Annotated in this window: 5 protein-coding genes; all 5 read left to right on the forward strand. The window is 57.4% G+C overall.

Annotated features, from left to right (window positions below):
* Positions 1-12: 12 nt before the first annotated feature.
* Complete coding sequence (locus LAO76_27695) at positions 13-7,350, forward strand: amino acid adenylation domain-containing protein (protein MBZ5494723.1); 7,338 nt, start codon at positions 13-15, stop codon at positions 7,348-7,350.
* Between the two features lie 99 nt (positions 7,351-7,449).
* A complete protein-coding gene (locus LAO76_27700; GenBank protein ID MBZ5494724.1) occupies positions 7,450-9,891 on the forward strand; it encodes an ABC transporter permease in 2,442 nt (813 codons plus the stop codon).
* Positions 9,892-10,015: 124 nt separating this feature from the next.
* Complete coding sequence (locus LAO76_27705; GenBank protein ID MBZ5494725.1) at positions 10,016-11,731, forward strand: cyclic peptide export ABC transporter; 1,716 nt, start codon at positions 10,016-10,018, stop codon at positions 11,729-11,731.
* Between the two features lie 38 nt (positions 11,732-11,769).
* Positions 11,770-13,509 (forward strand): WD40 repeat domain-containing protein, encoded by a 1,740-nt coding sequence (locus LAO76_27710; GenBank protein MBZ5494726.1) that lies wholly within the window; start codon positions 11,770-11,772, stop codon positions 13,507-13,509.
* 66 nt (positions 13,510-13,575) lie between these two features.
* Positions 13,576-17,080: AMP-binding protein (locus LAO76_27715; protein ID MBZ5494727.1), on the forward strand; the 3,505-nt coding region annotated here is incomplete at its 3' end.

Raw genomic sequence — 17,080 nt, forward strand, 5'->3', positions numbered from 1 at the left:
GGAGTGGAAGAGGTGGTAGCTGGGATCTGGGGAGAGGTGCTGGGACGAGAGGAGATAGGGCGGGAAGAGAACTTTTTTGAGTTGGGGGGACACTCGCTGCTGGCGACGCAGGTGATGTCGCGGATACGAGGAGCGCTGGGCGTCAGGATGAAAGTCCGCACATTGTTCGAGACACCCCGTTTGTGTGATTTTGCTCAATTGGTCCTGAAAGCAAGGAGAAAGTCTGATCGGCTCGCTTTTGGCGAAATCGATCTTCTGCCTTCGCAGCAAACTAGGGCGCTTTCTTCGGCGCAAAAAAGATTGTGGTTCATGCAGTCGGTTTCACTAAAAGCCGCACAATGGCATATTCCGATCGTTCTACATCTTGAAGGCCTTCTGAATTCCATGGCGTTGAAGCAGGCTTTCAGCGACTTGGCGCATCAACAGGAATTGCTGCGGACCACCATTCATCAAGAGAATGGCGAGCCTATCCGGACCCTCTTGCCGGAGAACAGCCTCGTGATCATGGACGTCACTGCCGAGGCCGCTGCGATACAAGGTTCGGATTGGAAAAAACTGATCGAGCAAATTGCAGACACACCTTTCCGGTTTGGGACCGATCCACTGGCCCGGGCAGTGCTGTTGCGATATTCGGAGCAAAATCATTTTCTTGTTGTGGTTTTGCACCATCTGGTAGCCGATGGCTGGTCTGTTCCTGTGCTGCTGAACGGGATAAGCCATGCGTATAGCGCCAGGAGCGAGGGGAAAGACGCTGGTTTGCCGTCTCTGCGTGTGCAATTCTCTGATTTCGTGCGATGGGAAGAGCAATGGCTTGCGAGTCCTCTCCAGGGCGCGCAGCTTGATTACTGGGAGCAGAAATTGCACCTGCTTCCCGATCTCCGATTGCCGCTCGCGCCTCCGATCAGCGGCTCTTCTTCAGGTCCGGCAAATCTGGCGATTATGCTGCCCGAAGAGATAGGCCGGGAAATTGCAGCATGCAGCCGGCAGTATGGCGTAACGCAATTCAGCATTTTGCTTGCCGCCTGGCAAGCCGCGCTCGCCCGCATCTCCGGCCAGAACGATTTTGCCGTTGCTGTTCCTGTTTCAGCCCGCTCACACCTGGAAATCGAAGGCCTGGTGGCCCCTTTGTTGAACACCGTGCTGATCCGCACTGCGGTTGATGCGACAGTTTCGGGGCGGATCTTGATACAGCGCACCCATGAAACTCTGCTGGAGGCGTTTGATCATCAGGATGTTCCGTTTCAGAATGTCGTCGAACAGGTACGTCCTCGCCGCAAGGCGGAAACTTCGCCGATCTTCCGGACGATGGTGGCATTAAACAGCCGTCCCACGCTCAACCAACCCCCATCCCTGCCCGACCTTCAGGTGAAACCAATCAGCACGGGTGCACCGGTGCTTGAGGCGGACCTGATTCTCTCTCTTGCACAAAGCGGTAACGGGTATTCGGGCCTGCTGGAATTTGACGCGGAAAAATTCGACCGTGAAGCCGTCGTCAGTTTTGCAAGGATGTTTCAAGATGCTTTGACTTCTATTCTCAAGACGCCGGATCTCGGAATATTCAGCGCGCCGCCTCCTGTGAGCGAATTGCCGGAGTTTCTGGCGCACGAGCCGGCTTCACATTCAGGCAGCATGATCGTGGAGCGAATACGCGAGCACGGCAGAACCAGACCGGAAGCGCCGGCGCTGCGTCAACGCGAGCAGGTTGTAAGCTACGGCGCTCTTTGTCATCAAGTCGATGAACTATCGGCACGCCTGAAAAGGAAGGGCGTTGGCCGCGGTTCAATTGTGGCGCTTCAAATGCCCAATTGCCCTGAGTTGGCGGCATGCTTGCTGGCAGCGCTTTGCGTCGAAGCAAGTTACACCATACTTCAGCCCGGACTTTCTGACGAAGAAGTACGGACATGCCTGGAAAATATAAATGCCGGTTTCCTGGCGACTGTAAGCGACGGCACAATCAGGTTGAACGAGTGCAGCCCTGCTTTTTGGCGCACCGCCGGCGCTGTTCAACAGACTGGAATGGAATCCGCAGAGCGCGAAGATGTAGCGCCTCGCAAAGGCGATCGCGCTGGACGGAGGCGCTTGAGCCGCCTGATCAGCCCCACGAATGCGCTCAATCAGCTTATTGACGGCATATTGCGGGAGTGCAGCTTCACCAGCGCGGATGACCTTCTTCTGATCACGCCGGCCGTTCAGGATGGCGGTGTCTATTCGCTTTTGGCGGTCTTGTCGGCGGGTGGTTCGATCCAAATGACGGATGGATGGGACACGAGCCTTCCGCCGCAATCGGCGGATGGTCTGCTGCGTGCCACTGTGGCCGCCGCACCCCTGGCGCACTGGGGTGAATTGTCCCGTAAATTTAAGGAACATCGTTCGCTCCGGTTCATCATTCTTGAAGGCGAAAGCCTGCTGCCGTCACTGAACGCTGCATGGCTGAAAGAGAGCAAAGTGCGGCTGTTGCAGCGGATAGGACATTCTGGGCTTCTGGTGGAACTGGCAGCGTCAGGGGCTACTCCTTCACGTCCAGTTTCCGAATATGACAGGACCGGCAGGCTTTTATTGCCGCCAGAGGCATTTGTTCTTGGTCCGGACTTGCAGCCATGTAAGCCGGGAGTGATCGGCGAATTGTACTTGCGGTCTGACGCAAGCACGACAGCACCATTCGCCGTAGAAGATTGCGTGCCGAACCGGTTAAACACGGAGCCGGGACTGTTCCTGCTGAAAACAGGCGAGATGGCATATCTTCGAAGCGGTGGTGATTGCTACCTGGTAGTCAGGAAATGCGAACAGCGGCTGGCCCAGGGCAGGCTCGTGGATTTGCTCCAGATGGAAAATGCGTTGTTGTTGCATCGGGAGGTGAAAGATGCAGCTGCCCTCATGGTGCTGAAGGCAGATCGGCCGGCACTTATGGCTTTTGTCGTTTGCCGGGGAGAGACGAAAATTGGCCGTCGCGCAGCTGTAGATTTCCTGCAGGACCTGATTCCCGAATCGATGCTGCCCGACGATGTGATTGTCCTTGAAGATCTCCCTCGCACCGGCGACGGCCTTGTCGATCGCGATGCGTTGGCAGCTATCGGCATGGAAGCGGCTGAATGGGCCATTCAGCCGCCGGAGACCGGAACAGAAGAACTGGTGGCAACATTCTGGGAAGAAATCCTTGAACGATCCAGCATTGGCCACGGGGAAAACTTTTTTGATGCAGGCGGAGAGTCCCTGTCCGCGCTTCGACTGGCGCTTCGCATAAAAGAGGTGTTTGGAGCTGAAATTGAAGTGAACGCCTTGTTTGAGTCTCCAACAATTCGCGGCATGGCCGGCCTGATTGAGCAGGCCATTGCGTCGGCGCCGGCGCCCATGCCCGAATGGGAAACAGCAAAGCAGCGTGAAGAAAAAGCTGTTCCCTCCTTTGCCCAGGAGCGCCTCTGGTTCGTTCACGAGTTGGCGCAGGGAGGCGCCCAATACAATGTACCGCTGGCGCTTCGATTGGAAGGAGAGTTGGACGCCGACGCGCTGGAGCTCAGCCTGCGATACATCGTGCGGCGGCATTCCGTCCTGCGCAGCATGTTCTCGGCGGACGGCCAGGGCGGTGTAGCGGTTGAGATCAGCCCTGACGACAATCTGGAGTTTGCCAGAAAAGACCTTCTTCATGTTGCCGAGGCGGCGCGGTTGAGCGCCGTTGCGGATTGCCTCCAAGAGGAAGTACAGCGAGCATTCCATCTGGATGAGCCGCCCCTGGTGCGAGCGCTTCTCCTGCGCACAGCTCCCGCCGAACACTACGTGGCAGTCACAATCCATCACATTGCGTGCGATGGCTGGTCAGCTACTATCCTGGCACGCGAATTAAGCCATGCATATGCCGCTTATGTCACAGGAGCCGAACCCCGCCTTCCCGAGCTACAGGCGGACTACTATGAGTATGCGGCGTCGCAGCGCCGGCGATTGCGTGGAGAGTTTCTAAAGGCTCAATTGGACTATTGGCGGCAGCAACTGCGAGACATTGAAGTCTTACGCCTGCCTTCGCGACCGGCAAAGCCGCAGTATCATGGCGGGAAGTGCAACCTTCTGCTCGGGACCGGCCTGGCCGCCGGCTTGCGGCGGATTGCGCGCGAAGAGACCGTTACCTTATTTATGGCGCTTCTGGGCGGATGGAAGCTGCTGCTTGCGCGTTACACATCTCAAAATGACATTGCGGTTGGCGCCCAGGTTTTCAACCGTCCCAAAAAAGAATTGGAACAGCTTGTAGGATTGTTTTTGAACACCCTGGTGCTGCGCACCAGATTGAACTTCCAAAATAATTTTCGCCAGCTGCTTCAGGATATCCGGCGCACCTGTCTGGGAGCATACGCGCATCAGGACGTACCTTTTGAACAACTGGTGCAGGAAATCGCACCTACGCGTGATGTTGCCATCCATCCTCTGTTTCAAACGATGTTCGGCCTGCAGAACGCCCCGAAGCAGCCGCTGAATCTGGATGGGCTGCGGGTTTCGGAAGTCGCAGCCGAGACCGGCACGGCGAAGCTGGATCTTGCTCTGCAAGCCATCGTGGTAGATGAGGACATATCGCTTTCACTGGAGTACAGCAGTGAAACCTTTACCTCGCGGCAAGCGCATGAGTTGCTGGCTTCTTATCGGGAACTGCTCCAAACACTCATTCACAGAGCCGAGGAACCGCTGGCGAGCATCTTCTCCGCCAGCCTGCAAAGCACGAAGGACGAAGCCATTCCGGATGAGGCATGGGCTGGAATGCCCGAAGCGGATCTTGCGAGACAAACCGTGGGGTCATTATTTGCCCATGTTTGCTCGATCTGCGCTAAGCGGACGGCAATCTCGGTATCAGGCGTATCTCTCACCTACGAAGATCTGCTGCGGAATTCACGGTTGATCTCCGCGGCGGCCGCTCAGACCCGCGGCGTCAAAAACGGCAGAATCGCAATCCTATGCGAACCGCGCAGTCCAGCGATGCTGGCCTGCGTCATGGGCGCGCTCCTGGCCAACAAAACATACGTTCCACTGGATGCTTCCTGGCCGGTGAATCGGATTCGCACCATTCTTGCCGATGTAGAGCCTGCGGCCCTCCTTTTCGATGAAAATTGCCGTGCTATTGCCGCTTCTCTCGCTGACCATGGATCAGGAATGCTGGACCATGCCGCCATCATTCAAGGCGCCGCTCCGGCAGGGGCCGATGTGGCGGTCGATCCGGATCAACTCGCCTATGTGTTGTACACTTCGGGCTCAACCGGGACGCCCAAAGGAGTGATGCAAAGTCACCGGAACCTGCTGCGGCATATCCGGAATTATGCAAATGGCCTGCGTCTGGACAGCAATGACAGAATGTCATTGTTCCCATCGTATTGTTACGATGCGGCGATCATGGATATTTTTGGCGCACTGCTGACCGGGGCGTCGCTTCATCCTCTGGATCCATCCGCGTTGACCGCCGACGAAATGGCGGAACGGATTCGGCGCGAACGGCTGACCATACTGCACATGACTCCGACCGTGTTTCGTCATCTGATGCTGGCGGCGGACGCCGCACAACTGACAAGCGTACGCGCTGTGGTGCTTGGCGGCGAGGAAACAGGAACGGACATCGTGCCGTTGTTCCGCCAGCGGTTCTCGACAGACTGTCTGCTGGTGAACGGGCTGGGGCCGACGGAATGCACCCTTGCCTTGCAGTACTACTACACGACGACACACGAGCGCACAGGCAAGCTTCCGGTTGGGCGTCCGGTGCCCGGGATTTCGCTCACATTGGTGGATGCCGAGGGCCGACCCGGCGGATTGGAAGGAGAGATAGTTTTATGCGGGGAGCAGATCGCGCTGGGATATTGGCGTCGTCCTGATCTTACCGGCGCGTCGTTTCGTCCCGCGGAAGGCGGCAGGCGCGCTTATCATACGGGAGACCTGGGCCAGGTTCTGTTAGATGGGAACATCGGTTATGCCGGCCGCAAAGACTCCCAGATAAAAGTTCAGGGCTCCAGAGTTGAGCTGCGCGAGATCGAAGTGGCCATATTGAGGATAGAAGGGATCAGCGCGGCGGCTGTATTGGTGGAAGATGACAACACGGAAAAACAGTTGCACGCCTTCTTTACAGCCAATCGGGAGATGTCGGGGGATGAAGTTCGCGCGAAACTGGCGGAGACACTGCCACGGTATATGCTGCCGGCGTCGTTAAGCCAGGTTCCGGAGATCCCGATAATACCTAATGGCAAGGTCGACCGGCAGAAACTCCTCGCCGGGCGCGTAGCGGCTTCCGGCGCCAGGCCGTTCAGGCTGTATCGGACCTGGCTGGAGCGTGCGCTGGTTGGGATATGGGAGGAAGTGCTCAACGTCCGCCCAATTTCAATTGATGATGATTTCTTTGCACTGGGCGGACGTTCATTACTGGTTCCGCGCCTGCTGGGCACGGTATTGCGCACGATCGGATGCCGTCTGCCGCTCTCCGCATTGTTTGAGGCGCCAACAGTCGAGCGCATGGCCCAGCTGATTGCGACAACCAAGGGACAGGACCAGAACTCTCCCCTGGTCCCTATACAGCCCAGCGGCAAACTGACGCCCCTGTTCCTTGTGCATCCGTTGAGCGGGGAAGTGTTGTCGTACCGACATCTGGTGGCAGCGCTGGGGCAGAAGCAGCCGTGTTATGGCCTGCAGGACCCCACAATTACCTCGGGAACCGCGCCCATGGAGTCCATAGAAGAGATGGCGGCGGTTTATTGCAAGGCAATCCAGACGGTCTTACCGGATGGGCCATGGTTACTGGGCGGCTGGTCGTATGGCGGAGTGGTGGCGTTTGAAATGGCGCGTCAATTGACCGCCGCTGGTGGCGAGGTGAAGTCTCTGCTATTGATCGATTCCTGGGCGCCTGGGCCGGACACTCGCACCACGCCTCTGGACGACACTTCGCTGCTGATCTATATCGCCGATGTCGGCTTCAACCTTGTGGTTCCGCGAGAAGCATTACAGGGCAAATCACTGGAAGAGCAGATCGCCTTGATTGCCGCTGAGGCAGGGCCTGATGCCCGTTTGCGTGAATTTCTCTCGGCCTCACTGCGGCGCGAGCGTGAAATTATAGGTGCGCGCCGCCGCTGCCTGCGCGCGTATGATCCGGGGCAGTACGAAGGGGCTGTTACTCTTTTCTACGCGGCGGATGAGGCGCTGCAGCAGGAGCGAGGCATCATGCGCAAGAGCGACCTCGGTTGGAGCGGGCTCTGTTCACGGCCATTGGAGATTGTTGACATTCCCGGAACGCACAGGGATATTGCTTTCCCGCCTTACGTCGCGGAACTGGCCCGGCAGATACAAACCAGATTGAGTGCTGCCACGGATTCCGGCGTGCAGACGGTATCTTTATTATGAAGATCTCCCGGTGTAAGAGGAGTTAGGACATGGTTTCAGAAGACGTATGATGACCATGCCGTCGTTGTAAGATTTACAAGGGAATGGCAAGGGGGATGGATGGAAGACTTTTTTAAAGACGTTCGTTTTGCGTTGCGCATGTACCGGAAAAATCCTGGTTTTTCAGTGATTGCGATCCTGGCGCTGGCAATCGGAATCGGCGCGGCCACCACGATTTTCGGGCTTGTCAGCACGCTACTGCTGCACCCCCTGCCCTATCCAGATGCGGAGCGGCTGATGCAGGTGGGACGGCGCATGCAAAGTGGACCATCCTATCTAATGAGCTATCCCCGTTTTCGCTTCATTGCGGAAGAGAATCATGCATTCGAATCCCTGGCTGCCTATGACGTTGTGGGTTCCGGAGTGAGCGCGGTTGTGGGCAATACACCGTATCTTCTGCGCAGCCTGCGTGTGAGCGGGGATTTCTTTTCCATGCTGGGCGTACCGCCTTATAAGGGACGGTCGCTCACGCGCAATGACGATCAGCCGGGCGCGCCGCCTGTCGCGGTTCTGAGCTATAAATCGTGGGCGGAAATTTTTGGCCGCGATCCAGCCATTGTGGGGCGCTCCGTTCAGATGAGTGGAGACGCCTATACGATCGCGGGAATCATGCCGGCAAGCTTCAAGTTCATCCCGGATGCCGACGTCTGGCTCCCTCTGCGGAAGGAGGAAGACTGGAGCGATCGTGTATCAGCTTCGCTTGTGACCGGCCGGCTTCGTCCAGGCGTGACAGCGCAGGCCGCCCAGCAGGACCTTGATCTGGTTGAACAGAGACTGAAGGAAGCACATCCGGACGCGGTGCCGCGCACAGAACTGAGCCTGGAAATGACGTCTTACCGGGAGCGTGTAATTGGCAATTCGCGGCCCCCGCTGCAGATACTTGCCGGAGCGGCGGCGTGCATTCTGCTGGTAGCGTGCGCCAGCGTGGCGAACCTGCTTTTGGCGCGTGCGATTGCACGGCGCAGGGAAGTAGCCGTACGGATCGCACTGGGCGTGAGCCGGTTGCGCATGGCCAGGCAGCTATTGACGGAAAGCATCGTGCTGGCCTTGATCAGCGGGGCTCTGGGCGTGGGACTGGCTGCCGCGACCACACAATTGCTGAAAACCTGGCTTCCCGCCATGTTGCCCCGGATTTCCGAGGTGTCACTCAACGCCGAAGTCCTGTTGATCGCATTCATTGCCTCTCTTGTAACAGGCGTGATATTCGGTCTGGCTCCCGCGGTGCAATTGTCCGGCCTCAACTCAGTGCGGGTCCTGCGCGAGTCAGGGCGCGCGAGCTCTGATCGGCGCTCGACCCGTCTGCAGGGCGGGCTTGTGAGCGCTGAGTTGGCCTTGTCCACCATTCTGCTGCTTGCCACCGGACTGCTCCTGGTGAGCTTCCAGAAGCTGCGCGGAGTTGACCTGGGTTTTAATCCCAATGGCGTGGTGACATTCCAGACTTCGCTAGCCGGATTAAGTTCGCAATCCACCAATTCTGTGATGGTGACGATACGGAGAGTGCTCGAACGTGTGCGGGCAATTCCCGGAGTACAATATGCTGCCACGGTGACGCGGCTGCCGACCGAGCCCAGCGTGGTGTATCACTTTGAAATGCTCCCCAAGACGGGTGATCCGGATGAATCGCTTACCGCGAACTGGAAGCCCATCACTCCGGATTTTTTCAAGACAATGGAGATCAAGCTGCAATCAGGACGGACATTCACGGCTGCCGACGATGAACACGCGGCGCACGTAATCATCGTGAATAGCGCGTTTGTCCGTAAGTTTTTGCAGGGCGTGGACCCGATGAGCACGCAAATCGTGCTGGGTCGCCAGATGGGGGCAAATTTTGCGGACGAACCGCGGACAGTGGTAGGCATTGTGAGTGACACTCGCGATGACGGCCTGCAGGAGCCGGCAGCGCCAACCATGTATCTGCCCACAGCACAAATCCCGGACAAAACCATGGCATTCCTCAATCATCTGCTGCCGCTGAGCTGGGTGGTGCGCGCCAATGGGGATGCGGATGCGATCAGCGGACGTATCCGGCAGGAAATCTTTTTTGTCGATCCCCAGATGGTGGCCGCCAATCCGCGGCCGCTCAGACAGATCTTGAGCGAATCCATTGCTCGGCAACAAACACAGACGGTCCTGGTTGCAACTTTCGGCATCATCGCCCTGTTCATGGGTGTGCTGGGTCTGTATGGCGTTGTGGCGCAGTCGGTGGGAGAGCGGCGGCAGGAAATCGGCATCCGGCTGGCGCTGGGCGCAGACGGACAGCACGTGGTCTGGATGATGATCAAGTACGGGCTCAAATTGATCGTTCCGGGTCTGATTGCGGGGACCGCAGGCGCGCTGGCTGCGCGCAGCTTGTTGTCCTCTGTTCTTTATGGAATCCAGGCAACGAACGTCCTGGTGATGGCGGTTGTTCTTGGATTACTTGCACTGGTTGCCTTCACTGCAGCTTTACTACCCGCGTTGCGAGCCAGGAACATCGACCCCAACACGGTTTTGCACGCCTGAGTCGCGATGAAAGAGCGCCGGCCATGCGCCGGCGCTTCCCGACTAACCAAACCCCAAATGATTTTAGATAAGCCGCTCCAATTCCCGGCTCCGGTCCGCATCTTCTCATAATCGCTTCAGCACGATGCCTGAAGACAGGCTTGCGCCATGGTCTGTAACTCTCCCGGACAACATCATGATTGACGCCATACGAAATGTTTTTCGTTATTCGAAGTTGGCCCTTCTCCTTTCCGCGGCCACCAGCCTGCTGAGCGGGGCTTGCAACGTGTATCTGCTGACAATGGTTGGCACCGCCATTAACAGGATGCCGCATCTGCCGCCGGGATATGGGTTCCGGTTCGGCGCGTTCCTGTTGCTGACCTTTGCATCAAGCATCGCCGCGCAGCTGCTCTCGGTGCATTTGACTGCGAGCCTGGCTGCCCGGATCAGAATGCAACTGTCGCGCGCGATCATGGACAGTCCGCTGCGGAACCTGGAAGAGATCGGCACCCACAAAATCATTGCCGTCCTTACTCAGGATGCCGGGTCAATTGCCCAGGCGGCATTGCAGGTCTCGCAGTTCGGAATGAACGGCACCATTGTCCTGTGCTGCCTGGGATACCTGGCTTATGTATCTTTGTCCGTATTTGTGGCGATTGTGCTGATGCTTCCGGTTTCAGTGCTTCTTTATCTTTTTGTCGAGTACTTTGCCGTGCGGTTTCAGTCGCTCGAAAGAGAAAACTGGGACAATCTGGTCAAACAGTTTCAAACCTTGACGCATGGAGTGAAAGAGCTGAAGTTGAACCGGCGGCGGGCAGCCTTTTTTGTGCGCCAATTGCTCCAGACTTCGGAACTGGCGCGGCGCTATGGAGTGATGGGAGCCGCCATCTACATCGCCATTATCAGCTGGAGCAACCTGCTGTGTTTTGCCGCAATCGGCGTCATCGTCTTTATCCTTCCTCATATGGCGGTGTTGAGCCATCAGGCGCTGGTGGGCTCGGCGCTGGTCGCATTGTTCCTGCGGATTCCGGTGGCTGGGCTGATCGATGCGTTGCGGGAGTTCAACCGCGCCTCGGTCACGCTGAAGAAACTCAGGAAGCTTCAGCTTCCCTGGCAGGACTCTGAGATCGCGATAAAAGACCAGGAGAAACCGCCGGCCGAGTGGCGCAGCATCGACCTGGTCGACGTGACCCATGCCTATCTTTCAGAAGATGATGCGGCGCGATTCGTGCTCGGCCCTATCTGCATGAGCCTGACCCCGGGCCGGATCGTCTTCATCACCGGCGGCAACGGCAGCGGCAAGACAACTCTGGCTAAGCTCATCGTCGGGCTCTACAAGCCGGAATCAGGAGTAACCAAAGTCGATGGGATCCCGGTGGACGAGAACATGCGCGACGATTACCGGCAGCGTTTTTCCGCCATCTTTTCCGAATATGCCTTGTTTCAGGAGATCATTGAAGAAGAAGCAACCCCGGTGGCGAACCATTATCTTCGTCTGCTCAGGCTCGACCAAAAAGTCCAGTTGCGCAACGGGAGCTTCTCGACAGTAGATCTGTCAGCCGGCCAAAGACGGCGCCTCGCGCTCGTGCATGCCTATCTCGAGAACCGGCCCATCTACCTGTTTGACGAATGGGCCGCGGACCAGGACCCCGCCTTCAAAGAAATTTTTTATTGCAAGCTGCTTCCGGAACTGCGCGCCCGGAACAAAGCAGTGATTGTGATCAGCCATGACGACCGCTACTACCATGTGGCCGATGAGGTTATCCGGCTGGAAAACGGCAAGGTTGTTGCCGCAGGCGAAATGCCCCGAACCCATGCAGAGCCGGCCTTGAGTCTGCCAGGACAAACGGCAATCAGCTAGGCCTTCTCTCATGTATTTGCAAGGAAGGAGAAAAGAAGATGAACCCTCCTGACGGTTATCAGCTCGAACAAACCTTTGCGAAGAAAGCCTCGGTCATAACGAGCGTTGCTGTCAGTTGCGATGGCGCAATGCTGGCTGCGGGCGCCGAGGACGGTTGTATCTGGCTATGGGAACTGCCCGGGCGCAGGCTGCTGCGGTTTCTCGAAGGCCACTCAGGCGAGATTCGCGGCATTGCCTGGTCGCCGGACAGCCGGATGCTGGCCTCCGCTTCGAACGATGCGAGTGTTTGCATCTGGGATGTGCATTCCGGCGCGGCGCTTCGCGTCCTGAAGGGGCATGCTGCCCCGGTGCTCAGCATCGCATGGGTCCCCGACGGCACGTTGCTGGCTTCAGCATCCATGGACAAAACGGTGCGGCTGTGGGACCCGCATACGGGGACCTTGCAGAATGTTTTGCAGGCGCACAAGGACTGGGTATCCGGAGTTGCCTGGTCCCGCGACGGCGCGATGCTGGCGAGCTGCTGCAAGGATGGAACAATCAAGCTCTGGGACCGGGCTACGGGCGCTTTGAAGAAATCATTGAAAGGGCATCGGGCTCCCGTGATCGCCGTGGCCTGGTCGCCGGCGCGGAAGCAACTGGCTTCGTGCTCGGCGGACCGCACCATTCGCCTGTGGAACGAAGAGGCCCGCTGGTCATCCGATCTGGTTCTTCAGGGCCATACGGATTGGGTTGTATGCATCGCGTGGTCGTCCGACGGGAATTCCATAGCGTCAGGTTCGGCCGATAGGAGCGTACGCGTATGGAATGCGCAGACCGGTGATCCAGAGAGAATTTTCACCGGTCATGCAAGCTATGTTCGTGGTGTGGACTGGCTTCGCCATGATGACACCCTGGTTTCGGGGAGCCAGGATGCCACATTGCGCTTCTGGGACAGAGTAACCGGCGTTGCGCAAGGCGCCCTTGCAGGACACCCCACATGGCCGCTGGGAGCATCCTGGGCGCCCGATGCGAAAATCCTGGCAATGGGCGGGCACGATGGCTCTATCCGGTTGTGGAGCCCTGATGCGGAGAATGTTCGCACGTTGCCCGCGCACACTCAGTGGACGTGGAACGTCGCTTGGTCGCCGGATGGGACAACGCTGGCCTCCTGCTCGCAGGACAGGACAATACGCTTCTGGGACCCGGGAAGCGGCGCTTCCCTGGCTGCACTGCGAGGGCATAGCGACTGGGTTCGCGGCGTGGCTTGGTCGGGCAGCGGCGACAAGCTCGCTTCCGCTTCCGGAGACAAGACGGTGCGTATCTGGGATGTTCATTCTGGCAAAACGCTGCGAGTATTCAAAGGCACAGCAAGCGCCGTGCGAGGTGTGGCATGGTCGCCGGACGGCGCCATTTTGGCTTCCTGCTCCGCGGATAAAAAAGTCCAATTGTGGAACTGCGGTAGCGGCGCTCTTTTGTGCGAGATGCAAGGGCATTTGGCTTCGGTTCGAAATGTGGCCTGGTCGCCTGATGGCGCGATACTGGCATCATCCGGCGATTTTGGCGAACTCTGCATCTGGGATGCGGCCACAGGAGAGTTGTTGGAACACTTCGATGCGATCTCTTCTTATCGCTACCACGTGATCAGCCTGGAATTCTTGCCTGCGGGAAAGACGAGGCCTGAACTGCCGGCCGGCCATTTTGAACGCCGCCGGTATTCGCATGGCGGCTTGACCCTGGCGGCGGGTCCAACCAATCTTCGGGGTCTGTCTCCGGAAGGCTGGAGCGCGAGCGCGAACTGATCTTCCAAACGGCAGCAACCGCCCGGCTGCTGTGCTTTTCCAAAATTTATTTCCAGAGAATTCAATATGCTGCTTCAATCACATGAAAGGATTTCATCCGGCGGAACGCTGGTTGGGCTTCTGCAAACGCGCGCGGGGCAAACGCCCTCGAAAATACTCTACAACTGGCTGGCCAGCGGAGAAAAAATCAGCAGATCGCTCTCCTCTCTGGAACTCCAGAAACGCGCCGGGGCTATTGCCGCGCATCTGCAGTCGCTCAGGCTGGAACAGCGCCTGGCATTGCTGCTGTACGCACCGGGCCTGGAATTTGTGGAAGGTTTTTTCGCGTGTCTTTACGCCGGCATCATCGCAATCCCCGCTTATCCGCCCAGGACCGGCCGGGACAGGGAAAGAATTCAGAATATTCTGAAAGACGCCGGTTGCGGAGCGGTGCTGACTACCAGCGATTCCGTGCAATCCGTCCGGGAGATAGTGGGCAACGATGCAGGCATCCAATGCGTTGCCACGGATGAAATCAGCACAGAGTGGGTTTCGGAATGGCGGGAAGAGGAGCCTCGGAGTAACGAGATTGCGTATCTGCAATATACTTCAGGGTCCACGTCCTCTCCTAAAGGAGTGATGATCACACACTCCAATGTGCTGGCAAATCTCCAGTACATCGCGGCGAACGGCGGGTTTGACGAGAGCAGCGTCTCGGTGAGCTGGCTTCCTCATTTTCATGATATGGGGCTGATTTACGGCATCCTGCAGCCTCTTCATGCCGGCTTTGAAGCGATGCTGATGTCTCCCGCGTCTTTTCTGCACAATCCGCTGCGATGGCTCACAGCCATCTCGCGTTATCGTGGAACGCACTGCGGAGCGCCTAACTTCGCTTATGATCTGTGCGTCGATCGGATTGGCGAGATCGAATGCGCAGACCTGAACTTGAGTTCGTGGCGCGTGGCATTCAATGGCGCTGAACCCGTGCGGAAAACCACACTCGACCGCTTTGAACAGTGCTTCGGACGTTTTGGCTTCAGCCGCAATGCCTTTTACCCGGTGTACGGACTTGCAGAGGCCAGCCTGAAGGTAAGCAGCGGTGAACTGGGCGAGGGCCCTCGATATCTGGTGGTAGACGCGGAACAGATCAAAAAGCATAAGGTCCTGCAAATGGCCTCCGCCGAATCCGGTTATTCCATTGTCAGTTGCGGAAGATCGGGCGGGGAGCACCAGGTCGTGATTGTGAATCCGGAGAGCCGGGAGCGCTGTGGCACAGACGAAATCGGGGAAATATGGACGGCAGGCCCGAGCGTCGCGGCTGGATATTGGCGGAATGACAGCGCGACGCAAGCGACGTTCTGCGCGCGCCTGGCCGGCGGCGAAGGGCCGTATTTGCGGACCGGCGACCTCGGCTTCCTCCATGAAGGCAATCTCTATATAACAGGGCGGCTCAAAGATTGCATTATTGTCCGCGGACGCAACCACTATCCCCAGGACATTGAGTACACCGTCGTGAATTCCCATTCGGCTCTGCGCCCCGGTGGAAGCATTGCATTCTCTTGTTGGGATAATGAAACGGCGGAAAGCGTGGCCGTTGTCAGCGAAGTGAACCGGAGCTATCGGGAAAGCCTGGAAGATGTGATTACCGCGATGCGGAAAGCGGTGGCTGAGGAACACGAAATCCGATTAGCGGCGGTTGTTCTGGTCAAATCCGGGTCAGTCCCAAGAACGTCCAGCAATAAACTCCGCCGACAGGAATGCAAAGTCCTGTGGGAGCGTGGCGCTCTGCCGGTCTTGCGCCAGAGCATCGCAACCCCGAAAGCATTTTTAGAAAGCAGCATTCCAATCACCTCGGCTTTGGTTCTGAACGCTGATCTGGCGGATGCGACCACGATGCTCGAAGAATATTTACTGGATCTTGTATCTTGCGTAACGGGACATCCTCGTGAAGCGCTTTCTCCGAACCAGACGCTTATCGCTTATGGAGTGGATTCGTTAGCCATTTTTGACTTGAAGTGGAGAATTGAACGGGAGCTTGCGGTCTCTCTCGCATTCAAGGAACTACTGACCGGAACGGTACACGGAATTTGTGTTCATATCCTGCAGGCGCTGCAAACCGGCAATGTCGAAACGGTCTGGAATGTCCGGAAAGAGCCGGCTCCCCGCAGGGTTCCTCTTTCGCCGGCCCAGGAACAGCTGTGGCTGATTCAACAACTGGACCCAACCAGCTGCGCCTACAATGAAACAGTCACGCTGGAACTGAGAGGTCCTCTCCTTGTCCTGGCGTTGCGGAGTGCCGTAAACGAGCTTGTGCGGCGTCATGAGGTCTTACGTACCCGATTTGTCATCGAAGACGGAACGCCGTGGCAAATTGTCCTGCTTCATGCGGAAGTGCCGTTTCCTGTGAGCACACAAGGCGGCCCGGCGATAACCAAAGGAGCCATTCAGGAAACAGTTCGCAGCTTGGCGGAAAAACCTTTCGATCTTCAAAATGAAGCGCCGGTGCGTTTCCATCTTCTCCAGCTGTCCCAGGAGAACTGGATATTTATCCTGGTGGCCCATCATATCGTTTGCGATGGTCCTTCTCTCCCGATTACGGTCAACGAATTGGGGACTTTGTATGAGGCGCAAGCGTCAGGCAAGGCATCGCCCTTGCCGGAACTGCCACTGCAATATTCAGACTACGCCCTGCGAGAACGCGCGTGGATGCAGAACAAAAAATACGAGGAACAACTCGGCTACTGGAAAAAAACACTTGCCGATGTCTCTGTTCTGGAACTACCAACCGATCACTCCATCACCAGCGTCACCTCGGATGCCGGGAACTCAGTTCACTGCGAACTTTCGCCTGAACTCCTGGCGCAGCTGCGCCAGGTGGGACAGGAAAAAAACACGACATTATTCATGCTGCTGGTGACCGCGATGCAGGTCCTGCTCAGCAAGTACTGCGGCCAGGAAGACATTGCGATGGGAACAGCAGTCACGAACCGCGAACCCGGGCTCACGAGCGCGCTCATTGGCCTTTTTGTGAACACGGTGGTGCTGCGTACCCGTGTAAAACCCATGATGAGCTTTGTCGAAACGCTGGCGCAAGTGAGCCGGAACATGGCTGATGCCTACGATCATCAGAACGTTCCATTCGCAAACGTAACGGCGGCGCTTCGCCAGCAAAGCGGTTTCAACCAGACCCCGCTATTGCAGGTCATGGCTATCGCCCAGCAAATGCCGCCGGCGCCTGTCGAATATGGCAATGTCTGTTTCAGTGTCGCTGAAATTGTCCCCGCGGCTGAGAAGTTCGAATTGACTATGCGGCTATTAGGAAATTATTCCGGAGCGCAGCTGCGTCTGGAATACAAAAAAGATCTGTGGGACAGTACGACGATAGAAAGGATGCTCGGGCACCTGGTGGTGGTGCTGGAGGAGATGGTCCGCTACCCGGAAAAGCGCGTAGGCGACACAGATCTGCTGCGCGGAAGAGAACGGGAGCAAGTGCTATGGGAGTGGCAGGGCCGGAGAGTCGAGCGGGCCGGAAACAGAAGTGTACATGAGTGGATCGCGGAGCAATCGCGGAATGCGGGAGAGGAGATTGCGC

It is taken from the genome of Terriglobia bacterium, assembly GCA_020072645.1.
Lineage (GTDB): Bacteria > Acidobacteriota > Terriglobia > Terriglobales > Acidobacteriaceae > Angelobacter.